At 56.1% G+C, this 25,591-nt stretch carries 19 protein-coding genes; 8 read left to right on the top strand and 11 right to left on the bottom strand.

Features of this window, described 5'->3' with window-relative positions; all coding sequences use genetic code 11:
* Positions 1–52 precede the first annotated feature (52 nt).
* The 3 genes from glnD (at position 53) to C7433_RS06570 (ending at position 4,216) form a co-directional block, all read left to right on the top strand.
* Complete coding sequence (gene glnD, locus C7433_RS06560) at positions 53–2,701, top strand: bifunctional uridylyltransferase/uridylyl-removing protein GlnD (protein WP_039338672.1); 2,649 nt, start codon at positions 53–55, stop codon at positions 2,699–2,701.
* An 80-nt stretch (positions 2,702–2,781) separates the two neighbouring features.
* On the top strand, positions 2,782–3,606 hold the full coding sequence (gene dapD, locus C7433_RS06565) for a 2,3,4,5-tetrahydropyridine-2,6-dicarboxylate N-succinyltransferase (protein WP_033740308.1): 825 nt from the start codon (positions 2,782–2,784) through the stop codon (positions 3,604–3,606).
* A 217-nt stretch (positions 3,607–3,823) separates the two neighbouring features.
* A complete protein-coding gene (locus C7433_RS06570) occupies positions 3,824–4,216 on the top strand; it encodes a DUF3461 family protein (RefSeq protein WP_006117754.1) in 393 nt (130 codons plus the stop codon).
* 73 nt (positions 4,217–4,289) lie between these two features.
* Here C7433_RS06570 and C7433_RS06575 read toward each other — a convergent pair whose 3' ends face one another.
* The 4 genes from C7433_RS06575 to dgt all read right to left on the bottom strand — a co-directional run bounded on the left by C7433_RS06575 (position 4,290) and on the right by dgt (position 9,946).
* Complete coding sequence (locus C7433_RS06575) at positions 4,290–5,507, bottom strand: alginate lyase family protein (protein ID WP_110267835.1); 1,218 nt, start codon at positions 5,505–5,507, stop codon at positions 4,290–4,292.
* Between the two features lie 31 nt (positions 5,508–5,538).
* Positions 5,539–6,696 (bottom strand): CdaR family transcriptional regulator, encoded by a 1,158-nt coding sequence (locus C7433_RS06580; RefSeq protein WP_058702035.1) that lies wholly within the window; start codon positions 6,694–6,696, stop codon positions 5,539–5,541.
* 177 nt (positions 6,697–6,873) lie between these two features.
* Positions 6,874–8,322: a serine endoprotease DegP gene (degP, locus tag C7433_RS06585; RefSeq protein WP_033740303.1), complete on the bottom strand. Its 1,449-nt coding sequence runs from the start codon at positions 8,320–8,322 to the stop codon at positions 6,874–6,876.
* Positions 8,323–8,455: 133 nt separating this feature from the next.
* Positions 8,456–9,946 carry a dGTPase gene (gene dgt / locus C7433_RS06590; RefSeq protein WP_006117749.1) on the bottom strand — a complete coding sequence of 497 codons (1,491 nt, stop codon included), beginning with the start codon at positions 9,944–9,946 and terminating at the stop codon, positions 8,456–8,458.
* A gap of 92 nt (positions 9,947–10,038) precedes the next feature.
* Here dgt and mtnN point away from each other — a divergent pair, with 92 nt between their 5' ends.
* The 3 genes from mtnN to C7433_RS06605 all read left to right on the top strand — a co-directional run bounded on the left by mtnN (position 10,039) and on the right by C7433_RS06605 (position 11,915).
* Positions 10,039–10,737 (top strand): 5'-methylthioadenosine/S-adenosylhomocysteine nucleosidase, encoded by a 699-nt coding sequence (mtnN, locus tag C7433_RS06595; RefSeq protein WP_006117747.1) that lies wholly within the window; start codon positions 10,039–10,041, stop codon positions 10,735–10,737.
* Positions 10,730–11,542, top strand: a complete 813-nt coding sequence (gene btuF, locus C7433_RS06600) for a vitamin B12 ABC transporter substrate-binding protein BtuF (protein WP_006117746.1) — start codon at positions 10,730–10,732, stop codon at positions 11,540–11,542. The genes mtnN and btuF overlap by 8 nt, the downstream gene beginning before the upstream one ends.
* A 121-nt stretch (positions 11,543–11,663) precedes the next feature.
* Positions 11,664–11,915, top strand: coding sequence for a hypothetical protein (locus C7433_RS06605; RefSeq protein ID WP_110267836.1), 252 nt, complete (start codon positions 11,664–11,666; stop codon positions 11,913–11,915).
* Positions 11,916–11,944: 29 nt separating this feature from the next.
* Here the strand turns inward: C7433_RS06605 and erpA are convergent, their stop codons facing one another.
* Positions 11,945–12,292 carry an iron-sulfur cluster insertion protein ErpA gene (gene erpA / locus C7433_RS06610; protein ID WP_006117744.1) on the bottom strand — a complete coding sequence of 116 codons (348 nt, stop codon included), beginning with the start codon at positions 12,290–12,292 and terminating at the stop codon, positions 11,945–11,947.
* 200 nt (positions 12,293–12,492) lie between these two features.
* Here erpA and hemL point away from each other — a divergent pair, with 200 nt between their 5' ends.
* Positions 12,493–13,773 (top strand): glutamate-1-semialdehyde 2,1-aminomutase, encoded by a 1,281-nt coding sequence (gene hemL / locus C7433_RS06615; RefSeq protein WP_033740299.1) that lies wholly within the window; start codon positions 12,493–12,495, stop codon positions 13,771–13,773.
* Between the two features lie 31 nt (positions 13,774–13,804).
* Here the strand turns inward: hemL and fhuB are convergent, their stop codons facing one another.
* The 6 genes from fhuB to hrpB all read right to left on the bottom strand — a co-directional run bounded on the left by fhuB (position 13,805) and on the right by hrpB (position 25,017).
* Positions 13,805–15,784 carry a Fe(3+)-hydroxamate ABC transporter permease FhuB gene (fhuB, locus tag C7433_RS06620; RefSeq protein WP_110267837.1) on the bottom strand — a complete coding sequence of 660 codons (1,980 nt, stop codon included), beginning with the start codon at positions 15,782–15,784 and terminating at the stop codon, positions 13,805–13,807.
* Entirely contained in the window at positions 15,784–16,662 is an 879-nt protein-coding gene (gene fhuD / locus C7433_RS06625) for a Fe(3+)-hydroxamate ABC transporter substrate-binding protein FhuD (RefSeq protein WP_039338689.1), read from the bottom strand. Before fhuD ends, fhuB begins: the two co-directional genes overlap by 1 nt.
* A 10-nt stretch (positions 16,663–16,672) precedes the next feature.
* The gene (gene fhuC, locus C7433_RS06630; protein ID WP_039338691.1) at positions 16,673–17,467 is read right to left on the bottom strand and encodes a Fe3+-hydroxamate ABC transporter ATP-binding protein FhuC; all 795 of its coding nucleotides are present in this window, start codon (positions 17,465–17,467) and stop codon (positions 16,673–16,675) included.
* A gap of 39 nt (positions 17,468–17,506) precedes the next feature.
* The gene (fhuA, locus tag C7433_RS06635; RefSeq protein WP_110267838.1) at positions 17,507–19,708 is read right to left on the bottom strand and encodes a ferrichrome porin FhuA; all 2,202 of its coding nucleotides are present in this window, start codon (positions 19,706–19,708) and stop codon (positions 17,507–17,509) included.
* Positions 19,709–19,906: 198 nt separating this feature from the next.
* Positions 19,907–22,438 (bottom strand): bifunctional glycosyl transferase/transpeptidase, encoded by a 2,532-nt coding sequence (mrcB, locus tag C7433_RS06640; protein ID WP_039338694.1) that lies wholly within the window; start codon positions 22,436–22,438, stop codon positions 19,907–19,909.
* Positions 22,439–22,521: 83 nt separating this feature from the next.
* Positions 22,522–25,017 (bottom strand): ATP-dependent helicase HrpB, encoded by a 2,496-nt coding sequence (gene hrpB, locus C7433_RS06645; protein WP_110267839.1) that lies wholly within the window; start codon positions 25,015–25,017, stop codon positions 22,522–22,524.
* 36 nt (positions 25,018–25,053) lie between these two features.
* On the opposite strand from hrpB, the gene thpR reads away from it, so the two are divergent.
* Positions 25,054–25,581 carry an RNA 2',3'-cyclic phosphodiesterase gene (gene thpR / locus C7433_RS06650; protein WP_039338696.1) on the top strand — a complete coding sequence of 176 codons (528 nt, stop codon included), beginning with the start codon at positions 25,054–25,056 and terminating at the stop codon, positions 25,579–25,581.
* Positions 25,582–25,591 lie beyond the last annotated feature (10 nt).

The following is a 25,591-nucleotide window of genomic DNA, read 5'->3' on the forward strand; positions in this document are numbered from 1 at the left end:
AAAAAAGCCGGCGCTCTGCCGGTTTTTTTATGGTTAATGATGAGAGCGTTGCATGAGCCTGTCGCAAGAAGTGAAAAACGGCCTGAATGATTCCCCTGGCGAGTGGCAAGACGATACGCTGACACGCGACGTCTTAAAGCAACGTCTGGAGGGCTTCCAGCAGCACCTGGCGGCGGCGTTTGATGCCGGTGAGCCTGTCGAAGATCTGATTCACGCCCGAACGCTGTTTATCGATCGCCTGCTGCGCCGTTTGTGGCGTTTTTTTGGCTTCGACAGCATGAAAGCCATCACGCTTGTCGCCGTCGGCGGTTACGGTCGCGGTGAACTGCATCCCCTTTCCGATATCGATATCTTAATTCTCAGCCGTCAGCCGCTGGATGAGCAGGCGGCGCAGAGCGCCAGCGCGCTACTGACGCTGATGTGGGATCTCAAGCTGGAGGTCGGCCACAGTGTACGTAGCCTCGAAGAGTGCCTGCTGGAAGGGCTGTCCGATCTGACCGTGGCGACCAATCTGATTGAAGCCCGAATGCTGACCGGCGATGTCGCGCTGTTTCTGGAATTACAAAAAAATGTCTTCAGCGATGGCTTCTGGCCATCATCCCGCTTTTTTGCCGCCAAAATCGACGAGCAGCAGGAACGCCATACACGTTATCACGGTACCAGCTATAACCTGGAACCGGATATCAAAAGCAGCCCCGGCGGGTTACGTGACATTCATACCTTACAATGGGTTGCCCGTCGCCACTTTGGCGCGACCACGCTGGATGAGATGTCAGGCTTTGGTTTCCTGACGGACGCAGAGCGCAGCGAGCTGAATGAGTGCCAGGCGTTTCTCTGGCGCATTCGCTTTGCCCTACACCTGTCTCTGCCACGGTACGATAACCGCCTGCTGTTTGACCGCCAGCTCAGCGTTGCCCGGCGCCTGAATTATGAGGGAGAAGGCAACGAACCGGTCGAACGCATGATGAAAGATTTTTACCGCGTCACGCGGCGCATCGGTGAGCTTAACCAGATGCTGTTGCAACTGTTCGATGAGGCCATTCTGGCGCTCTCCACCAATGAAAAACCCTATGCCATTGATGACGATTTCCAGCTGCGCGGTAACCTGATCGATCTGCGTGATGAAACCCTGTTTGATCGGGAACCCCAGGCGATCTTGCGTATGTTCTATGTCATGGTACGCAATGAAAACATCAAAGGGATCTACTCCACTACACTGCGCCGCCTGCGTCATACACGACGTCATCTTGAGCAACCCTTATGCCAGTTGCCTGAAGCGCGTCGCCTGTTTATGTCGATTCTGCGTCATCCCGGTGCGGTCAGTCGCGCGCTGGTCCCGATGCATCGCCACAGCGTGCTCTGGGCTTATACGCCGCTCTGGGGCCACATTGTCGGGCAGATGCAGTTTGATTTATTTCATGCTTATACCGTCGATGAGCACACTATCCGGGTGTTGCAGAAACTGGAGAGCTTTGCCAATGAAGCAACGCGCCCGCAACATCCGTTGTGCGTTGAACTCTGGCCTCGCCTGCCACAACAGGAATTACTGTTAATGGCTGCGCTGTTACACGACATCGCGAAAGGGCGTAACGGCGATCACTCCGTGCTGGGTGCGCAGGACGCGCTGGCGTTTGCGGAGATGCACGGTCTTAACTCACGTGAAACCCAGTTAGTGGCCTGGCTGGTTCGTCATCATCTGCTGATGTCAGTTACCGCGCAGCGCCGCGACATTCAGGATCCTACGGTCATTCAACAGTTCGCCGAAGTCATGCAGAACGAGAACCGGCTGCGTTATCTGGTTTGCCTGACCGTTGCCGACATCTGCGCCACTAATGAAAGCTTGTGGAACAGCTGGAAGCAAAGCCTGCTGCGAGAACTGTTCTTTGCCACTGAAAAACAGCTGCGCCGCGGCATGGAGAACAGCCCGGATCTCCGTGAGCGTGTCCGTCATCACCGTTTACAGGCGCTGGCACTGTTGCGCATGGACAACATCGATGAAGCCCGCCTGCACCACATCTGGAACCGGTGCCGTGCCGACTATTTCCTGCGTCACACGCCGAATCAGATCGCCTGGCATGCGCGCCATTTACTGGAACACGATCTGCGTAAACCGTTGGTGCTGGTAAGCCCCCAGGCTACACGAGGCGGTACAGAAATTTTTATCTGGAGCCCGGACCGGCCACACCTGTTTGCCGCCGTGGCCGGTGAGCTGGATCGCCGCAATCTCAGCGTGCATGATGCGCAGATTTTTACCAGCCGCGATGGTATGGCGATGGATACGTTTATCGTGCTGGAGCCGGATGGCAGCCCGCTGGCTCCCGATCGTCATGCGCTGATCATTCAGGCGCTGGAACAGGCGATTACGCAGTCAGACTGGGTGCCACCACGTACCCGCCGTCAGGCTGCCCGACTCCGCCATTTCAGCGTGGATACCGAAGTAAACTTTCTGCCGACGCATACCGATCGCCGGAGTTATCTGGAACTGGTGGCGCTCGATCAGCCGGGCTTGCTGGCGCGCGTCGGCGAGGTGTTTGCCGATCTCGGCGTATCACTGCATGGCGCGCGCATCAGTACCATTGGAGAACGTGTCGAAGATTTGTTTATTCTGGCCAATAGCGAACGCCGGGCACTGGATGAGGAAATGCGCCAGACCCTGCAACAACGGTTGACAGAGGCCCTTAATCCAAACGATAAAGTGTGACCCGCTTCAATTTGTGAACTTTCACTTTTTACCTGTGCTGGTCGCTGACCGGCACCACAAATGACAGATCAGGAAAAAATATGCAACAGTTACAGAGTGTTATTGAATCTGCCTTCGAACGTCGCGCTGATATCACCCCGACCAGTGTGGATACTGAAACCCGCGACGCGATTAATCAGGTTATCGCCAAACTGGACAGTGGTGAGCTGCGCGTTTCTGAAAAAATCGACGGTGAATGGGTAACGCATCAGTGGCTGAAAAAAGCCGTTCTGCTCTCTTTCCGCATCAATGACAATCAGGTCATGGAAGGCGCAGAAACACGCTTTTACGACAAAGTGCCAATGAAATTCGCTGACTGGGACGATGCGCGCTTTAAAGCCGCCGGTTTCCGCGTCGTACCGCCTGCCGCCGTGCGTAAAGGTGCCTTTATTGCACGTAATACCGTGCTGATGCCTTCCTATGTGAACATCGGTGCCTTTGTTGACGAAGGAACGATGGTGGACACCTGGGCCACCGTGGGCTCCTGTGCGCAAATTGGTAAAAATGTCCACTTATCTGGTGGCGTAGGCATCGGTGGGGTGCTTGAGCCCCTGCAGGCTAATCCGACCATTATTGAAGATAACTGCTTCATCGGCGCACGTTCTGAAATTGTTGAAGGCGTAATTGTTGAAGAAGGTTCCGTTATTTCAATGGGCGTTTATATTGGTCAAAGCACCAAAATTTATGACCGCGAAACTGGTGAAATTCATTACGGACGCGTACCTGCCGGATCGGTCGTCGTCTCGGGTAATCTGCCGTCAAAAGATGGCAGCTACAGCCTGTATTGCGCGGTTATCGTGAAAAAAGTGGATGCCAAAACACTGGCCAAAACCGGCATTAATGAATTGCTGCGCACGATCGACTAAGCTTGTGGACGGGCTGCCTGACAGCCCGTCATCTTTTGTTTACAGCTGTTACGGGTAATGTTGTTTTTCAACGCGAACCAACGGGTGCGTTTACTTTTCATCCAGGTCATAATTCGCGCCAGTTAAATCCTGTTGCGCACTGATTCATGTTATTTATGTCTACAGTCATTAAGTCATGAACAATTCTGCGCGCTTATCATTTGGTGGAAAAAACGTTATGTATGACAATATTAAGAGCTTAGGCATTAGTAACCCCGACGATATCGATCGCTACAGCCTGCGTCAGGAAGCGAATAACGATATTTTGAAAATTTATTTCCGCAAAGATAAAGGCGAATTTTTCGCTAAAAGCGTGAAATTTAAATATCCTCGTCAGCGTAAAACGGTCGTCGCCGATAATGCGTCGCAGGGCTACCGTGAAGTGCAGGAAATCAGCCCTAACCTGCGCTATGTCATCGATGAGCTGGATCAAATTTGCCAGCGCGATCAGGTTGAAGTCGATCTGAAACGTAAAATTCTGGACGATCTGCGTCATCTGGAAGGCGTGGTGTCACACAAGATCGCGGAAATTGAATCCGATCTGGAAAAACTGACCCGCAGCGGCCGTTAATCCCTTCAAACGCACTATAGCCTGCCGTCCTGAGTGAGCGTCACTTGGTGCGGCGGGCCTTTTTTATGCCCTGCTACTCCTGTCGCAGCAACGCCCCTTCACGCAAGACATCTTCAGTCGCCTCACGCCAGTCAAACCGGTCAATCCAGGATTGATAGCGTGCAGAACCCAGCGCATTATCCGCCAGCATAAGCAGGGGAATGACGCGCCCGCTGTTACGGTCGCGCGTCTTCCACGGCCAGCGGCGCGCAGAATCACTAAACGGTGCCATATAATCCAACGCAGCCTGCAGCGAGCCGCCCTGTTTGTCAGAGTAGTGCCAGAGATCGTCCCCACCGCGCTGAGACGATAAGGCCGCTATCGCAGTCAGCGCCTGTAAATTAAAAAAACTGTAGTGAAAAGAGCGGGTGCGGGCCAGTTCAAGCGGCTGCGTGCCATCACGCGCTATCTGCCCATCGATCTTCGTTTTAGCCAGCGCCATCATGTCCCTCATGACGGCATCGTTATGCAGGTAAGCGGCAATCCCGGCCACCTGAACACAATACCAGCTACCGTGATTGTTGGCCGCATGCCGCTCCTGGCGCGCCAGCTTACTGGTTTGCAGCCAGGTAAGGTAGTCGTGGAACCAGCGCTGCAGCGCGGCCTCGTCGTCTGCACGCCAGCCGGGTGACTGACGCAGCAATATCAACGCATCAACAATACGGGTGGCAAAATAACGCCCATCCAGTACGCCATCGTGCCGACCCGTGCTGATGCCCGGCACGCCTTGCGCAAAGTTAAGGTTGGGGTTCATGCGGCTGGCGGGATCGATAAACCAGTGACGGATCATCGATTGGGCTTTACTGGCATAGCGTACATCGCCCGAAAAGAACCAGGCCAGCGTCAGTGCCTGCACATCGGCACTAAAGCGCGCAAAACGCAGCCCGTCTGTTTGGTTGTTTTTTGTGTCGGGATTCACCTCGCCATCCCGACGGCTCCACGGAAGCCCCGTTTTCTGCCGGGCGTCCGGCCACCAGTACGCGCTCAGGCTGAGATAATCGTGTCGCGAGCCGCTGGGGGGCACCAGACCTTTGTCCATGACGCTGGGATCGGGCTGCTTAAGCGCCTTATCCGCCTGCTGTTTCAGCTGTTGCCAGGCTTGCTGCGTACGTGGGCTTGCCTGCTGATTCTGGATGGTCTGCCGTGTAGTGAGCAAAGTCTTTTTCGAGAGAAAAATCAGTGTGTCCGCCGCCGCCGCCTGGCAGGTGAACGCAAGTATCAGTAAGCCACATCCCCAACTCAGTGCGCGCATCAGTCTGTCCTCTTCGTTTTTTCGGGCCCTGTCAGCCCTGCTCATCCAGTTGGATCGCGATGTACAACAGCAGGCGATCGTCGACCTTGCCCAGGTTGAGTCCCGTCAATTCAGCAATACGATTTAAACGGTATTCCAGGGTATTTCGATGAATAAAAAGCGCACGCGACGTCGCGCCGGGCTGCACGTTGTTGCTGAACCAGGCACTCAGCGTGCGTCGCAGCAAACCGTTGCTGTCCATGCTTTTTAGCTTTTCCAGCGGACGCGCCAGTTCATTTGACTGCCAGCCACCCCGTAAGCTGTCGAGCAGGACCGGCAGCATCAAATCCTGATAAAAATAGCTGCGAACCTCGGGCATACGCTGCTTTCCCACCGCCATCGTTGTTCGCGCAGTACGATATGAACGTGCAATGCTGCCCATGCCCGTAAAAAAATTGCCCAGCGCGATACGCATGCGCAGATGACCACTTTCCTTCATGCGCTGCATGAGCTGTTCGATCCGCCTGCGGTGATCGTGTTGATCATAACGTCCGTGTGCATTTAATGCCGGTTTCAGCACGACCATTTCGGTTAGTGAGACGATGGCAATCAGGTTATCCCGCGCCGGTGTCGTCAATAACGTCTGCAACTGCTGTAATTCTGACATCGCGCTGTCAACGCCAAGCTGCCCGCTGTCCACTTCGATCACCGCCACGATTCGGGGCTGATTAAGATCGATGCCGAGGCGCTGCGCCCATTCGGTGAGTTGCGGGGAGATCGCGTCACTGCGAATGAGATTGAGCACCAACTCTTCCCGCAGACGGCTGTCCTGCGCCAGCATGTGCAACAGCCGCGCCTGCTCCAGCATCATCTCTGCGGCCATACAGACTAATTCACCATAGTGACGCAGCGCACCCGGCTCGCCCGTCAGACCAATCACTCCAACAATCATCCCGTCGATACGCAACGGCAGATTAATTCCCGGCCTGACTCCATGCAGATGCCGGGCCACCGCATCGTCAATATCCACAATACGTCCCTGAGACAGCACTAACAATGCACCCTCATGCAATTCGCCGATGCGCTCCCGGTCACCGCTGCCAATAATCCGTCCTCTTGCATCCATAACGTTGACATTGCCATCAATGATTTTCATAGTGCGCGCGACAATTTCCTGCGCCAGTCGTGCGTCGAGATGACAGGTTGCCATCCTGTACTCCTGAGTCATAAAGAGGGGGAAAACAGCATAGACGCGCGATACCGGGAGAACATTGTGCATCTGCACAAGGCCTGGCAGGCATTAACAGAAATGCGGCGATCATCACATTTGTGCGCGTCGCCATAAAAAAGGCGGACCGAAGTCCGCCTGATAAACCCCTGCCTGTGATTACTGCGCCAGCAGATACAGTGAACTGTCTCCGCGCTGCACGTTCAACGCCAGTACCGGTGGTTTGGTATCGAGGATTTTACGCAGTTCGCCCAGATTGCTGACGGCCTGCTGGTTGACGCCAAGAATCAGGTCGCCTTTTTTCAGGCCAATTCTGGCCGCCGCGCTGCCCGCTTTCACGCTGTCAACCCGAACGCCTTTCTCTTTACCTGAATTATTGCTCAGATCCGCGCCTTCAATACCGGTGTAAATGGTGGCGGACTGCACCTTGTCCTGCGTGCTCTGCTGCAGCTGAACCGTCACATCCAGCGGTTTACCGTCACGCAGTATGCCAAGTTTCAGCGTGGTTCCCACCGGCAACGAGCCGACTTCGGCACGCAGTGAAGCAAAGCTGGTTAACGGCTTACCGTTCATCGACACAATGACGTCACCCGCTTTAATACCGCCCTTCGCCGCCGCGGAGTTCGGTACGACCTGACTGACGAATGCACCACGTTGCGCATCGACTTTCATCGCCTTCGCCAGCTCAGAGTTAAGCTCGGTCCCCATAATGCCCAGCTCGCCGCGTTTAACCTGACCGTATTCCACCATTTGTGCCGTCAGGTTTTTCACCATGTTGCTCGGGATGGCGAAGCCAATACCAATATTGCCGCCGTCCGGGGCCAGGATAGCGGTGTTGATGCCAATCAGCTCGCCGTTGAGATTTACCAGAGCGCCACCCGAGTTACCCCGGTTGATGGCCGCATCGGTTTGAATAAAGTTCTCATAGTTTTCAACATTCAGGCCACTGCGTCCCAGCGCGGACACGATACCAGACGTAACGGTTTCACCCAGACCATACGGGTTACCAATCGCCACGGCGTAATCGCCCACCCGTAAATTGTCAGAGTCGGCCATCTTAATCGCGGTAAGATTTTTAGCACCTTCCAGCTGAATCAATGCGATATCCGAGCTGGGATCTTTACCAATCACTTTGGCATCGTAACTGCGACCATCGCTCAGTTTTACCTGAATTTTCGTCGCGTCGTTTACCACATGGTTATTGGTGACCACATAGCCTTTTTCAGCGTTAATGATGACACCAGAGCCCAGCGCTCTAAATTTTTGCTGCTGCGTATCTGGCGCGGCAGGGGCACCGCCACCGTCACCGCCCTGGCAAAGCGGTGAGCCCATGAATGGCGAACCGTCCTGGCAGAAAGGCGAATTATCGCCAAAAAATTGCTGAAACTGCTGCGGCATCCGTGGCGTTTTGACCGTCGTACTTCCTTCAACGCTGATACTCACGACTGAAGGCATAACCTTTTCCAGCATTGGCGCAAGGCTCGGCAACTGCTGGCTGTTGGTGGATGACACGGAAGAGGACGTTTCCGCAGCGAAAGCACTCACAGGGGTCAGTGCCATGCCAAGACTAAGCGCCAGGGCGCTTAACATTAACGAGGTTTTTTTCATTTTGGTATCTCACAATGATGGATATACTGACCATTGCTGTGGTCGAATGTTGAGATAAATGTTTTAGCGCGAAGTTCCTCTAAAAGTTTTAGGCAAAAGTAAAAATTTATTCGCGCTCTTTACAATTCTCGGGTTATTCCACCGCCATTAAGCGACGATACTCATCCCAGGCATAGAGATCCGTCATGCCACTAATGTAATCCTGAATCAGGCGAAAACGATAATAACGTTCCCATAACAAACGCTCATATTTATGCTCAACAACCAATGTACGCATTTTATACAAATAGGCTTTTCGGTGTTTACCAGACAGTTTATGGAACAGTCGGGTCTCTATGGGATGATGGCGTAAAAAGTCTTCATTTATCAGTGTGGTAAACGCTTCATAATTGAGCGACATCAGCGGCTGATATATTTCCAGCAAGCCCTTAATTACCCGATAACCCTGCAGTTCCAGTTGCTCAACTTCGGAATGATTAAACACCTGCTGGCGCGCCACGGTTTTAAAAATCTGTAATAAACGGCCCTCTTCACCTTCGTCTTCTAATAAAGCATGGTTGAAGTGCCCCTCGAATATGGCAGGCAGATTATCAATAAAACGTTTCACCGCGTAGGTGACCAAAACATTCTGAACATTGACCCGCAGCGACATAAAAAATTGATCGCTACGGCTACGGCGTTTTTTACTGCCCGCTTCGCGCCACGCTTCCCCCACTGTACGACTGAAGGCATCGTTATTATTTATTGTTCCCCAGGCCTTGCTGAGATATTCATACAGACTGTCCACGTTAAATATGGCTTTTTCAACGGCATCGTCTAAATCGGCAATACAATAGGAGATGTCGTCAGCGGCTTCCATGATATAGGTCAGCGGAAAGCGATGGTGTTCCGTCAAATTTGTGGCGGTGCGAAGCTCATCGATATATTCCCGCTCAGATAAATAGAAGCCCGGCTTTTTCATTAATACGCTAAACTGAGCCGGTTTTTCCCCCTGCCACCATGCGGGCGCGGTATATTTCAGGATGCAGGCTACCTGAGAATAGCTCAGGTTGAGTTGCAGCAGCGAATGCACCATGCGAATAGCCTGAGCATTCCCTTCGAAGTGGCACAAATCCTGACGAATCATGGCGTTCATGCGATCAAAGTCCGCGCGCTGCGCCTCGTTTTCAACACCCGCAACCAGCGGATCGACCAGTTCAGCGGGCAGGTTATCTTCAAACCAGTCATTAATGGCGGCTTCGCCAAAATGCCCAAACGGTGGGTTACCTACATCATGTAACAGGCAGGCCATTTCGACGAGGCTTTCGAACGCCCCTTCCATGTCATCCAGACCATATTTTGCCAGTCCACCCTGCATCTTTAGCGTCTGCAGAATTTCTTTGCTGATATACCGGCCGGTTTGTTGCACTTCAAGCGAATGCGTCAGACGGGAACGTACGGCGGCGTTGCGCTCAAGCGGGAATACCTGGGTTTTTTGTTGCAGTCGACGAATTGCCGCTGAATTAATGATCCGCCCACGATCGCTTTCGAAATGGCGGGTAATAAAATATTCCCCCTGTGGATCTTTACGGTTGCTATAAGGGCGAGTGAAGCTGATCTTCTTCCTGAAATTGATCGTCGCCATAGCTGTCCCCTTATTTTTTCGTGAAATAATCCCGTCACTGCCATGATAGACTATGCCTGATATTGACATCCATTACATTAGCGAGACGTAAAATGAAAGCAGGCATCATTGGCGCAATGGAGCAGGAAGTTACCCTGCTGCGAGACAAAATTGAAAATCGCCAGACCCTGTCTCTGGCTGGTTGTGAAATTTACACTGGCACACTGAATGGTGTGGACGTTGCGTTGCTGAAATCCGGCATTGGTAAGACCTCGGCCGCTATGGGCACCACATTGTTACTGCAATTGTGCAAACCCGATTTGGTGATTAACACCGGCTCAGCGGGCGGCTTAGCCTCTTCGTTAAAGGTAGGCGATATTGTGGTGTCCGATGAAGTGCGCTATCACGATGCCGATGTCACAGCCTTTGGTTATGAACCGGGCCAGATGGCGGGCTGCCCCGCGGCCTTTACCGCAGACAGTAAGCTGATCGCCGCCGCAGAAGCCTGTATTCAGCAGTTGAATCTCAACGCGGTTCGCGGCCTGGTAGTCAGCGGTGACGCGTTTATCAATGGCGCAGCCCCTCTGGCCCGCATTCGCGCCACGTTCCCACAGGCGATTGCCGTTGAGATGGAAGCCACCGCTATCGGCCATGTCTGCCACCAGTTTAACGTGCCGTTTGTGGTCGTCCGCGCGATCTCCGATGTGGCCGATCAGGAATCGCACCTGAGTTTCGATGAGTTCCTGAGCGTTGCCGCTAAGCAGTCCTCCCTGATGGTGGAAAATCTGCTGGCCCGCCTGGCACATGGCTAAATCCCTGCTGTTTTGCTGGCTGCTGCTGTTTTGCAGCAGCCTACCTGCTGCACCGCCCCGCGTCATCACCCTGGCTCCTCACCTGACTGAACTGGCTTTTGCCGCCGGCATCACGCCGGTTGCGGTCAGTGCCTGGTCGGGTTATCCCGCTGAAGCACAAAAGATTGAGCAGGTCGCGACCTGGCAGGGGATGAACCTTGAGCGCATTTTACAGCTTAAGCCCGATGTTGTGCTGGCATGGCCCGGCGGCACCTCATCCCGTCAGGTGGCGCAGTTAGTGCACTCAGGGATTCATGTGGAATGGGTCGCCACCTCGACACTGGATGACATGATTCATTCGCTGGCTGGATTAGCCCGTTGGAGCCCGTCCCCCCAGCGTGCTACACAGGCCGCTACGCAACTACGCCAGCAGGTCGCAGCCTTGCGCCAACGCTACCGTCCGCAACCCCCCGTACGCGTTTTTGTGCAGTTTGGTCTTTCCCCCCTGTATACGGCGGCTAAAGCGACGCTGCAAAATGACATTATCGGCCTGTGTGGCGGGCAAAATATTTTTGCCGCAAGTCCGGTGAGCTGGCCTCAGGTGAGCCGGGAGCAGGTCCTGATGCGCCACCCTCAGGTCATTGTGACAACGGGCGGTTCGCAACAGGCTGAAACGCTTGCGCAGTTCTGGCGACCGCAGCTTAACGTACGCATCATTGCCATTAACGAGGACTGGCTCAGCCGTCCGGGCCCGCGTATCCTGTTAGCCGCAGAGCAGCTCTGTGAGGCACTGCATCCTGCCCCAAAGGCATCTTCAGGCCACTGAATATTGCCCTGCCGATTAAAGTAATCATTTTCACTGCCGTTAACGTTATTTAAGAGACGCGTGCCATGTAAGCCCGCCGTCCTTCAGCGCGATGCGCTTTTGACTACACCAGGAATTCAATATGACTAAAGCCCTGCTTATGGCCATAGGGCTTGTGATCGCGCAGCAGGCGTTCGCGGGATCCACGACCGGCTCTATCAATGTCAGACTTGTTATCTATTCACGTTGCGAAGTCAACAGCGTGCGAAGCCCGTCTTCGCCACAGGTTGACTGCGGTCGCCAGAGCAGCGCACAGCCGCGCGTGACGCAAACGGTGCTGAAGCGTCAGGGAAGCCGCACAACGAACGACAGACTGGTGACAATCGAATGGTAAGAGGCCGCCCGGAGAGAGCGGCCTGATGATCAGATGCTGAAGGAAGACCCGCAACCGCAGGTGGTTTTGGCGTTCGGGTTGGTTACGATAAAGCGCGACCCTTCCAGACCTTCGGTGTAATCCACCGAACCGCCTACCAGATACTGCAGACTCATTGGATCAACCACCAGCGAAACGCCCTGCTTTTCAATGGTCATATCACCGTCGTTCATTTGATCGTCGAAGGTGAAACCATACTGAAAGCCGCTGCAACCACCACCAGTGATATACACACGCAGCTTCAGCGCCGGGTTATCTTCGTCAGCAATCAGATTTTTCACTTTGTTGGCTGCTGCGTCGGTAAACTGCAACGGCAGTGCTACTACTTCATCACTCATGAGTTACTCCGTAAACGTCCGGGTCAGAAAACGACCTCAATGTTGCTATTATCTGCCAGCGACCCGCCGCAATCAAGCGCTCAGCTTCGCACTCTGTGCCGGATTGACGCGGAGAAGTCGTACGCAGGGATATCTGGCTTTCGTCGGCCGCCCCTCTTCCGTAGAATAGCCCGAAATTATATGAACTGCTGGAGCCGAAAATGAGTAAGTCTGAAAAACTGTTCGCCGAAGCACAACGCCTGATCCCCGGCGGTGTGAACTCGCCGGTCCGTGCGTTTACCGGTGTCGGCGGCGTTCCGCTGTTCATTGAGCATGCTGATGGCGCCTGTCTGTATGACGCCGATGGCAAAGCCTATATCGACTATGTTGGCTCATGGGGGCCAATGGTACTGGGACATAACAACGAAGGCATTCGTCAGGCTGTGATTGAGGCAGCCCAGCGCGGCCTGAGCTTTGGTGCGCCGACCGAAATGGAAGTCACCATGGCGCAGCTGGTATGTGACCTGGTACCGAGTATGGAAATGGTGCGCATGGTCAACTCCGGCACCGAAGCGACCATGAGTGCGATTCGTCTGGCGCGCGGGTTTACCGGACGCGATAAGATCATCAAGTTCGAAGGGTGCTATCACGGCCATGCCGACCACCTGCTGGTGAAAGCCGGATCAGGTGCGCTGACGCTGGGCCAACCCAACTCGCCGGGCGTACCCGCCGATTTTGCTAAGCATACGCTGACCTGCACCTATAACGATCTGGATTCTGTTCGTGCGGCCTTTGAACAGTATCCCGCGGCTGTCGCTGCCATTATCGTTGAGCCTGTTGCCGGCAATATGAACTGTATCCCTCCGCAGCCTGACTTCCTGCCGGGCCTGCGTGCCCTGTGCGATGAGTTCGGTGCGCTGCTGATTATTGATGAAGTGATGACAGGCTTCCGTGTGGCGCTGGGCGGCGCACAGGCACACTATAACGTGAAGCCGGATCTCACCTGCCTGGGCAAAATCATCGGCGGTGGCATGCCAGTGGGTGCGTTCGGTGGCCGTCGCGAGGTCATGTCCGCGCTGGCTCCGACCGGGCCGGTTTATCAGGCCGGTACGTTGTCCGGTAATCCCGTAGCCATGGCCGCCGGTTATGCCTGCCTGACGCAGATTGCGCAGCCAGGTATGCATGACAGGCTGAACCGTCTGACTGAACAACTGGCTCAGGGGCTGGTTGAGGCAGCCAGACAGGAAAATATTCCCGTGGTGGTGAATCAGGTTGGCGGCATGTTTGGCCTGTTCTTTACCGATGCCGACAGCGTCACCTGCTATCAGGACGTGACACAGTGCGACGTGGAACGCTTCAAGCGCTTCTTCCACCTGATGCTCGAAGAAGGCGTGTATTTTGCGCCGTCCGCATTTGAGGCCGGGTTTATGTCGCTGGCACACACTGATGAGGATATTCAGCACACCATCGAGGCGGCCCGGCGCTGTTTCGCGAAGCTCTGATGAGAAAAGACCGGCTGAGCCGGTCTTTTTTTTAACGTGAACGGCGCAGTAGCCAGATAAAATAGGGTGCGCCCAAAAAGGTCGCCATCAGGCCCGCCGGAATCTGACTGGGAAAGGCCAGCATGCGCCCGCACCAGTCTGCGGCCACCATTAACCCGGCCCCCAGCACGCCAGACAATAAAACCTGTGGCAGCGCGCGGCGAAAGCCCAACATACGGGCCATATGGGGTGCCATTAAGCCGACAAAGCTCAGCGGCCCAATCGTCAGCGTGGCGCAAGCCGTTAAAGCCGCCGCTAACAACAACAGGGCGAGTCGTGAACCCGTCAGTGCCATACCGACAGACCGTGCGGTCATGCTGCCAAGTGGCAGAATGGTTAACCAGCGGCTGGCCAGTGGCGCTAATGCCACTAAAACAGCCGCACAGCCTGCACTTTGCAGCGCCTGCGTAGCACTGATGTTGTAAGTTGATCCGGATATCCAGGTCAGTAACCCTGCCATGCGCGGATCGCCACTTGCCATCAACAGCATCAGAATGGTGACAAAGGCGCTGTTGAGTGCCATACCCGCCAGTAGCATACGTTCCGGTGAGAAACCACCACGACTGGCGACCAGCATAATAACCGCCAGCGTTATCGCCGCCCCCAGCGCACCTGCCGGCAACAGAAATGCCAGCGCGTTGCCGGGAACAAAGAACAGCATCACGACCACACCGCAGGCCGCGCCGGAACTGATGCCCAGCACTTCAGGACTGGCCATGGGATTACCGGTGAGGCGCTGGATCAGGCTGCCCGCCACACCGAGCATCAGGCCGACCTCCAGTGCCGCCAGCACACGCGGCGCGCGCCAGGGTAATAACTGTTGCAGCATGTCGCCAGACGTCCAAACCCAGCCATGCGCATCGCGCCCAAAGGCCAGGCACAGCCATGTCAGCCCGCCCAGCATCAGCAATCCCACCAGCGTCCAGCGCCCGTAACGGTATCGCTCGACCGGCACGTTGTCCCCCTGATCCAGCGCAGGCGGAACGGATCCGGTTCGCAGGCGAGGTAACAGCGCCAACAGAATGGGCACGCCCAGCAGCGCCGTCACGGTTCCGGTGGAGACCTCGCGCCAGTGCGCCGTGAGCCAGAGTACGCAGGCATCCGCCAGCCAGAGCAGCAGTGCACCAATCAGAGGTGCCAGCAGCATGCGGCTCAGTAACCGCCGTCCACCCAGCAGCCTTGCCAGCAGCGGTGCAAATAAACCAATGAAGCCAATGATCCCCGCTACGCTCACCAACTGAGCGCTCAGCAAGATGGCCAGAACCAGGACGGCCAGCCGCGTAGCAGACAGCGCTAACCCAAGATTTTTGGCGACGCCATCGTCCAGCCCCATCAGCGTAAGCGGTCTCAGTAGTGCCAGAGACAGCACCAGCGCCAGCACCAGACGTGGCCAGAGTTGGGTAACGCTGTCCCAGCTCATCTGATTCAACGTGCCGGTGCTCCACAGAAACATATTCTGCAGTTGATCGTGGTTAAAGATGGCAAATATTTGGTTCACTGCGCCGCTGTACAGGCTGAGAACCAGCCCTGCCAGAATCAGCGTAACGGGCGACAGACGTTTGCGCCAGGCCACGCTGAACACCAGCGCACCGACCAACAGCGCGCCACCCGACGCGGCGAACTGATGAGCCAGCGCCCCACCCGGCAGGTGCCATAAGGTCGCGACGGTCATTCCTAACTGCGCGCCGGATGAAACGCCTAACGTGCCCGGTTCGGCCAGCGGATTGCGCAACACCTGCTGAAACAGTAATCCGGCTAACCCCAGCCCTGCCCCCACCAGCAGCGCCAGTGACCAGCGCGGCAGTAAGCTGTAGTGAAAGACCATTTGCTCAATGTTGCTGCTGTCCGGTGTCCACAGCGCCTGCAACCACTGGTTCGTGGGCAGCGCCTGTTGCAGATTGATCGCGGTTAACACCAGCGCCAGGAAGAACAGCGTACCTGTCACGGCTAACGGGAAAAAACGATGACGCATTACGATTTCTCCAGCGCACGTTCCAGCACGCGAATAAAGTGCAGGGCTGACAAGGTCGCACCGTAGTACCACACCGCCGGAACGCGCTGGAAATGGCCGCTGTGAACAAACGGCATGGACTGCCATAACGGACTTCGCGACAGCTGCTGCATCACGGCATCATTGTCATGATCGAAGCAGATCGCCTCTACGTCATGGAAAACGGCCAGCCGTTCCAGTCCAATCACGGCGCTGCCCCAAAAACTGGTTTCGCCCTGCCAAGCATTTTTCAGATTCAAAAGCGCCATCACTTCCAGGAATAAGCTGTTTTTACCGAAGGTAATAGCGTGGCGGCTGTCGAGTAGCGACATCAGCAAAATGGCCCGACCGGCGTGCGGCGCCAGACGCTGACGCGCCGCCGCAATCTCCGCATCCACCTGTTGCAGATGCGCTTCAGCCTGCGCCTCCCGTCCCAGTCGGGCCGCCAGCGCCCGCAATGAGGCCCGTGCGCGACTCAGCGGTTTGCCATCGCCATTGTGCAGGTCAAACCCCATGATCGGCGCAATGCGCCGCAGCTTATCTTTCGGTGGACCGTAACCGTTCGAGCAGAGAATCAGCGAGGGATGCATCTGAGTCATCAGTTCAAGATTTGGCTCGGTACGTAACCCGACATCCACCACGCCCGCAGGCAATGGCGGCTGTCCGACCCAGACGTTGTAGTTATGCACGTCCGCCACACCCAACGGGTTCACGCCCAGCGCCAGGAGTAACTCGGTGGGCAGCCACTCCAGCGCAATAACGCGGTCGCTGTCAGGCTGTGCCGCAGGCGATGGGAAAGACGGGATGAGAGGCGACAACGCCATTGCCATCAGCAGGCGACGGCGATATAAATCCGGCATTATCGTATCCTTAACACACAAAACTCACCGGCGCGCCGCCGCCAGGATGGGGGAAGATGCCCATTGGGATACCGTAAATCGCCTGCAACACATCTGCCTGCATAATGTGTTCTGGTCCACCTTCTGCAATCAGTTTGCCGCCGCGCAAGGCGACCAGATGGTCACAATAGCGAGCCGCCATATTAATATCGTGTAAGACGGTAATGACCGTTAAGCCATGTTCATGGCTCAGCGTCTGAATCAGCGCCAGCACATCCACCTGGTGGGCAATATCCAGCGCAGAGGTAGGTTCATCCAGCAACAGGCAGCGGCTGTTCTGAGCGACCATCATTGCCAGCCATGCACGCTGGCGCTCACCACCAGAGAGGCTGTCGACCAGCCGCGAGGCGAATGGCGTTAGTCCAACCCGCGCGATTGCCTGCGCGACCCGCTCGCGATCGTCCTGCGTAAAGCGCCCCAGCGCACCATGCCAGGGATAACGCCCAATGGCCACCAACTCACGTACCGTCATGCCTTCCGCAGCCGGTAACTGCTGCGGCAAATAGGCGACCTCACGGGCAAACGCTTTGCTACTCCAGCGATCAACAGGCTGTTCGTTGAGCAGAACCCGCCCTTCACTGGCCGCGTGATGCCGCCCCAGCATTTTTAACAGCGTGGATTTCCCTGAACCATTGTGCCCAATCAGCGCGGTGACTTTACCTGGCGTAAAAGCGAGAGAAACGGGATGAAGGAGCGTACGGCCCGGTACGCGAAAGCTGGCGTTATCCAGTCGGAAGGCGGTCTGTTGGTACTGCGGAAGCTGCATGGTTATCCCTGTAAACGGGCGCCGAAGCGCCCTCATCGATCAGAACCGGAACGTGGCGGTGCCGACAATTTGTCGCTCTGCGCCCCAGTAGCACGCGTATTCACGGTAGCAACTGGCAACGTAGTCACGGTTAAACAGGTTGTTAACGTTAACGCCAACCGTTGAGCCAGGCAAACCAAAACGGCCTAAATCATATTTCAACGCGGCATCGACGGTAGTGTAACCCGCGACGGTGAAGTTTTGGTTCACGTCGGGACCCGCACTGTATAACCCCTGTGTTTCGCCCACATAACGGACGCCCGCGCCCACCGTTACGCCGGACAGCGCCGTTTCATGGAAGGTATAGTCGCTCCACAGCGAGGCCATGTGCTTAGGCACCTGCACCGGGGTTTTGCCTTTAAGCTGTGTATCTTCCGTATATTCAGCATCGGTGTAGGTGTAAGACGCGGTCAGGTTGACGTTGGCATTGAGGGCCGCCTTGGCTTCCAGTTCGACACCGCGAGAACGGATTTCGCCGCTCTGGATGCTGAAAAGGGTATGGTCAGGATCGGCTGTTAAATTTTTGGACTTAGTCAGTTCATACATCGCAGCCGTAACCACGACAGGACGATCTTTCGGCACATATTTCACTCCCGTTTCGTACTGCTTAGCACGCGATGGGTCGAAAGTTTGCCCGCTCACTGTCGTCCCGGCCGTTGGGATAAAGGATTCGCTATAACTGAAATAAGGCGCGATACCGTTATCAAAAACGTAGTTTACGCCGCCACGCCAGGTGAAGGCCTGATCATGATTTTTGACTTCGGTATTGGTGTCGCGATTTAACGCAGATGTCATCGCGTAATCATAACGGCTGCCTAACGTCAGCACCCAACGATCCCACGCCATTTGATCCTGCGCGTAAAGGCCGGTTTGTTCCTGTTTGTTCAGATAACGATAGGGGAAAGGCGTGCCGTTAAGCGAATCATTACCGTACTGAGGAGCAACCGCATTCAAAGGAAATGCTGAACCAAACGCTGCGTTGATATCATTACGCATGCGTTGATAATCCACACCAAGCAAAAGCGTATGGCCGAGTTGACCGGTTGCAAATTTTGCCTGTGCCTGGTTATCGACGGCGAACTCATTCAGTTTTTCGTCTGAAGTGGCATAACCTCGCGTGATTTCCTGTGTGGCGGCGTTAAATCCATTGCCATAAATGCTGCGGTAATCCGTCGTTAACTCGGCATAACGCAGGTTCTGGCGTACCGTCCAGGTCTCATCAAAACGGTGTTCAAAGCTGTAGCCGACCATTTTGGTGTTACGGGAGATGCGATTGCTCTTCTCCCCTTCATCAAAGTTGGTGGGCAGTTTGTACTGACTGCCATCAGGACGCGTAATGGGCACGACAGTGCCTTCACGCGGTAACCAGCCGTAATAACCCGTGTCCGGTTCATTCTGGAAGTAGGTCAGCAGATCCAGACGGGTGTTTTCGTCTGGTCGCCAGCTGAAGGACGGCGCGATGGTGTAGCGCTTTTGCTTGTTGTTCGCCTGCTGGGCATCCTGGCTGCTCGCCAGGCCTGTCAGACGGTAGCTGTAAACGCCTGCGTCATCGATCGCACCGCCAAAATCAAAGCCGGTGGAGTAAAGATTGTGATTGCCCATCTGAAACTGCACTTCACGCAGCGTTTCCTGGGTGGGACGTTTACTGACCAGCGCGACCACACCGCCCGGGTTGCTCTTACCGTACAGCACCGACACCGGCCCGCGCAGCAGCTCAGCCCGCTCCAGGAAATAGGGATCAATAGCGAATTCCGAGTAGTTGTCGCCCTGCAGCTTTAACCCATCGAGATACTGGTTGGTGTTGGTTTCGCTAAAACCGCGAATTGACAACGCATCATAGACGCCTGAACTGCCGCGGTTACCGGTAAGCACACCCGGCGTGTAATTAAAGGCCTGCTTCACGCTGGTGACGCTGCGCATCTCCATCTCTTCACGTGTCACCACAGAAACCGACTGCGGATTCTTTTCAATCGGCGTGTCCGTTTTGGTGCCGGTGGCGCTGTGTTTTGCGGCGATGGTGGGCGCCGGGCCCCACGCGTTTTCCTGCGCCACCGCACCACCGCCATTTGCAGATACCACCACCGTTTGTTCAGCGTAAGCCATTACGCTTGCGCCGCTGGTCACCAGGGCAATGATCAAAGCCAGAGGCCGACGCGTAAATACGCCGGATGGAGAAGCAAAAGGGATAGAACGCGCTGTCATGAAGGTGTCTCTCAAATGGGGATGATTAAGCGAATCGAAACGATAATGATTATTATAACGATTGGATAATATGCGAAGTCTCGCAATTTCTGCAAGCAGAATTCCCCGGCGTGGCGTCGTGTCACGGGCGATAACAAGGGGTTTTGATGTGGAATAAAAAAAGGCACCGAAGTGCCTTTTTCATCCGCGTTTGACGGGTTATTTGCCGAACATATCTTTTATCCAGCCAGCAACGCCGTTGCTGTCTTTTTGTTCCTGCTGTTGCTGCTGCTGTAACTGCTGTTGTTGCTGGTCCTGCATCTGCTGCTGTTGTTGCATTTGCTGAACCTGCTGTTGCTGCTGCTGGCAGAGCGCATTTGGATCCAGCGTCCAGACAGGCAGAGTGCGCCATGTGCTGCTTCCTGAACCGCAAACAAAGTTACCCGCAGTATCAATGTTCATCATCGTCACATCTTCCGGCGGCGTAAGCTGCAGCGGCATCGGAGCCTGATTGTCCAGGTAGCGGCGGTAAATCTGCATCGCCCCGCTGGCACCATAGAGTTTGGTCGGCTGGTTGTTATCACGGCCAACCCAGGTGATCGCCACTTCTTTACCATCAATCCCGGCAAACCAGCTGTCGACCAGATCGTTCGTGGTGCCGGTTTTCCCTGCCAGATGCGCATTCGGGAAACGTGCCCCCAGCGCCCGGGCGGTACCGCGATCGACGACCTGTTGCATGGTATACAGCGTTAAGTAAGCCGCCTGTGCCGGTTCTACGCGCTGCGCCTGCGGGAAGCTCTGGTACAGCACGGTACCGTCTTCCGCGATGACCGAACGCACGGCTGACAGTTCTGCATGATTCCCGCCGCTGGCAATGGACTGGAAGGCCTGAGCCACTTCCACAGGCGTCAGGTTGAGTGCGCCCAGTAACATCGCCGGAACCGGATTCAGCTGATCTTTAGGCACACCCAGCTTCGTCCAGGTGTCCACCACCGCATTCAGTCCCAGCGTCATGCCCAGGTTAACCGTTGGCACGTTCATGGAGTTCGTCAGCGCATCGACCAGCATCACTTTGCCACTAAACCGCCGGTCGTCGTTCATGGGTTTCCAGATGCTGCCATTCGGCTGTTTCAGCGCAATAGGCTCATCCGCAATCCAGCTGTTAAGGCGGTAAGTGTTGGGTTGGCTCAGCGCGGTCAGATAGGTGGCCGGTTTCGCCAGCGAGCCGATGGATCGGCGCGCCTGCAACGCGCGGTTATACCCGGCAAACTGCGGATCGGCCCCACCGACCATCGCGCGAACTTCACCCGTAAAGCGGTCAACGACCACCATTGCGGTTTCCAGATCTTTCAGACCGCGCTGTTTTTTCAGGGTGGGAATACCGTCTACAACGGCTTTTTCGGCCGCATCCTGAGAAACCGGATCCAGGGTGGTGAAAATTTTCACGCCCGACAGATCTTTGACTTTGTCGCCCAGTTTTGCCTGAAGCTCATTACGCACCATCTGCATAAAGGCAGGCTGTGGCGTAATCACACCGCCTTTCGGCTGCACGCCCAACGGACGGGCCGACAGCATGTCGTACAGTTCCTGATCGATCACTTTCTGCTGCTGCAGCAGGCGCAGCACCAGATTACGTCGTTCCAGGGCCAGTTTCGGGTTACGCCATGGGTTATAGAGCGATGCCCCTTTCACCATGCCCACCAGCATCGCCTGCTGATCGAGACTCAGCTCGTCAACCGGGCGGCCAAAATAGTAGAGGCTGGCCAGAGGGAAACCGCGGATCTGATCGTTACCTGCCTGACCGAGATACACCTCGTTCAGGTAAAGCTCCAGAATACGATCTTTGCTGTAACGGGCATCCATGATCACGGCCATATAGGCTTCACGGGCTTTACGCCACAGCGAACGCTCATTAGTCAGGAACAGGTTTTTGACCAGTTGCTGGGTAAGCGTACTGCCGCCCTGCACCGCTTTTCCGGCAGTGATGTTCGCCAGGAAGGCACGGCCAATGGAGTACGGGCTGATGCCGTCGTGCTCATAAAAGTGGCGATCTTCCGTTGCGATTAAGGTATCCACCAACAGATCAGGGAAACCGGCACGGGGAACGAACAAGCGCTGTTCACCATTGGGTGACTGCAGCATCGTAATCAGACGAGGATCAAGCCGGAAGAAACCAAAATCACGCCCGGTTTCGACGTTCTTAATCTCACTCAGCTCATCTTTGCTGAATGTCATTCGGGCATGAATCTGCCCTTCTTTGCTGTCCGGGAAATCAAACGGACGACGCAGCAGTTCAATGGTGTTACCTTTGACCGAGAATTCTCCCGGACGCGTAATGCGCGAGACTTCGCGGTACTGCGTGCCTTCCAGCAGGGCAATCATTTCGCTTTTATTGTAGGCCATGCCAGGTTCGAGGCTGACCATACGACCGTAGACAGCAGCGGGCAGTTGCCACACTTTACCGTCAATGCGGCTGCGAATTTCCGAATCGAGGTATACGCCCCACGCGGCCATGACCACTACAAATACCAGGAACAGCTTAATAAACCATCCCAGCCAACGGCGTTTGCCGCGCGGCGGTTTTCCACCTTTACCTTTACGTGGCACCGGCGCTTCCTCCTCGTAATCATCATCAAAATCGTCCTGAGCGACATCACTATCGATGTCTCTGCGCCGCCCACGGCGGGCGCTGTTGCGCGGTGGCAACGGTTTTCCTTTGCGCCCAATAGGTTCGCGATCGTTCCCAGACATTGGTTTCATTCTCCAGGCATAGCTTACGGCTGCGCCGCTACTCTAACTGCTTTCTTCACTGTCGCATGGCAGAACCCTCTGAATTAAACAGCGGGCCCGCCCTGTGACGTATTCTTTTTCGTCCGCCGGGTCGGTATTGCGGAGGCCGGATCGTCGGGCCAGGGATGTTTGGGATAACGCCCTTTCATTTCTTTTTGCACATCTTTATAGGCACCGCGCCAGAACGCCGCCAGATCGCGGGTGATCTGTAAGGGACGCTGGGCGGGCGATAACAGCTCCAGCACCAGCGGCACGCGACCTTCTGCGACGGCAGGATTACTGGCTTCGCCAAACATTTCCTGAATCCGCACCGCCAGCGCGGGCGGTTTATCTGCATCATAGCGAATCGGCAGCCGACTTCCGGTGGGCACAGTGTAATGAGTTGGCAGCACAGTATCCAGCCGCTGACGTTGTGACCATGTGAGCAAATGTAAGAGCGCAGTGACCAGATTGACCGACTGCAGACTCTTCAGATCCCGCACGGCGCTCATCTGCGGTTGCAGCCAGCGATCCAGCGAGTCAAGCAGGCTGGCCTCATCGACGGCGGGCCAGTTCTCTTCGGGCAGCCACTGGGCGGCACACTGGATACGTAACCGCAGTTGCTCAGCCTCCGGCGTCCATCCCAGTACCGATAACCCCTTTTTAGCGACCCAGCGTAGCAGCGCGGCCTGTAACGCCTCCGCATCCGGTCGGGCAAGCGGCTGAGTCTTCAGTATCAGTTCGCCAATCTGCTCACGGCGTAAGGTGCGCAACGTGCCCTTCTCGTCATCCCATTCCACGTCGGTACGCTGTTCGACAAGCTGTGGACAGGCCTGCGTCAATGCCGCAAGCTCGACGGGAAGGGCCAGCAGGATACGTGCATCGGGGGCGCTGCTGCCCTGTAATAAGACAGGCGCAATGAGCCATTCGTAACGCGTGAGCGCCTGCTGTTCGTCCAGCCCTGCCCCCAGTCCGTTGGCTAACTGATAGCGTCCGCTGTTATCGCGTCGGCGCGCCAGACGATCGCGAAATCCCGCCGTTAACAACGCGGGAAAATGCGCGTCATCGACCCGTCCGCCTGTGACGCCAAGGCGTTTTTGCCAGTGCTGCGCGCGCCGCAACCAGTGCGGTAAAGGCCGACAGAGAACATCACGTAGATCGACACTGCCCGCGCGGGGCGGATCCTCCAGCACGGCGACGAGTAGTGCCGCGCTGGCCACCGCATCGGCATCACGTCCTGCGGCGCATAACATAGCGCTCAGCCTGGCATCACTGCCGAGCTGCGCCATGCGTCTGCCCTGTGTGTTCAGTCGTCCTGATTCATCCAGCGCTCCAAGACGCATCAGCTGCTGCTGCGCTGCCCGTAAGTGCTTTTCGGGTGGCCGATCGATCCACTGTAGCTGGTCGATGTCTGTACAGCCCCACTGCAGCAGTTCCAGCCACAATGACGCGAGATCGCTGTGCAGGATTTCGGCTTCGCCCTGTGCAGGCGCCCGTTCCGCCTGCTCCTGTGAAGTCAGGTGCAGGCAGATGCCCGGCATCAGTCGTCCGGCACGTCCGGCGCGCTGCGTCATCGACGCCTGGCTGATGCGCTGAGTCTGCAACCGCGTCACGCCGCTGCGTGCATCAAACAGCGCGCGCCGCTCCTGGGCACTGTCCACGACCAGACGAATACCTTCGATCGTTAAGCTGGTTTCGGCAATATTGGTCGCCAGCACCACTTTGCGGCGTCCGGGGGCGGCAGGCAAAATAGCCTGCTGCTGAGCGGCCAGCGGAAGCGCGCCATAAAGCGGCGTTAAATCGACATCCTCATCGACACGGGTTTCCAGCTCGCGTTTTACGCGCGCTATCTCTGCCACGCCGGGCAGAAAAAGCAGCAGCGAGCCGCTTTCCTGTCGAAGCAACTGCGCGACTTCACGCGCTACCGCCTCGTCAAAACGCAGGCTCGGGCTCAACGGAGCATAACGCCGTTCGACCGGATAGCTGCGCCCTTCTGAGGCAATCAGCGGCGCGTCCGGTAGCAGCGTCGCCAGGCGAGTATTATCGAGCGTGGCTGACATCAGCAAAATTTTCAGATCGTCACGCAATCCCTGCTGAACATCCAGCAACAGCGCCAGCGCCAGATCCGCCTGCAGGCTGCGCTCATGAAATTCATCCAGAATCACCAGCGACACGCCATCCAGCATCGGATCCTGCTGCAACATGCGCGTCAGAATACCTTCGGTCACCACCTCAAGCCGGGTCATGGGTCCGCTGCAGTTTTCGCCGCGCATGCGGTAACCCACCGTGGCGCCGGGCTGTTCGCCCAGTAGCTCAGCCAGCCTCTGCGCCACGTTGCGCGCGGCCAGTCGGCGTGGCTCCAGCATGATAATGCGCCCTGACAGCGCCTTGTGCTGTAACAGCTGAAGGGGTAACCAGGTGGATTTACCTGCGCCGGTAGGCGCAGCCAGCAGGACGTTCGAGGCCTGATCAAGGGCGCTCAGCAGGTCAGGCAACACCGCGCTGACGGGGAGATCACTCACCAAAAACTCCGCTAATGGCTGTGTTAAGATGGCGCGCATTGTAGCACTCATCCGTGAGGATTACCGGAGACCGCCATGGCGTTACAGCGCTTATTTTTTGCTATTGCCCCACCCGAAGACCTGCAACAGCAACTGGTGCAGTGGCGAGCTGAGACCTTCAGTGAGGAGGCAGGTCGCCCGATTGCGGCCGCGAACCTTCATCTGACGCTGGCTTTTTTGGGCGAGGTCTCAGCGGAGACCTCAAAACAGCTGCAAACCCTGGCCTCGCGCATCCATCAGCCTGCTTTTGATGTGACGTTAGATGATGCGGGGCACTGGCCGCGCCCCGGCGTGGTCTGGCTGGGCTGTCAGCGCCCACCCCGGGGATTGCTGCAGCTGGCAAGTCTGCTGCGTGCCCAGGCCGCCCGGCACGGCTGTGAGCAGCCCGCTCAGCCTTTTCATCCACACATCACCCTGCTGCGCTCGGCGACGCAACCCGTTGCCCTGCCCCCTCGCGGCTTTCTCTGGCGCTTTACGGCCAGTCAGTTTTCGCTTTTTGCCTCAGAGTACGTAAAAGGGCGGACGCGCTACCGGACACTGGCCACCTGGCCGTTACAGTCATAATCAGGAGCCC

Source organism: Pantoea sp. PNA 03-3, assembly GCF_003201175.1.
Lineage (GTDB): Bacteria > Pseudomonadota > Gammaproteobacteria > Enterobacterales > Enterobacteriaceae > Pantoea > Pantoea stewartii.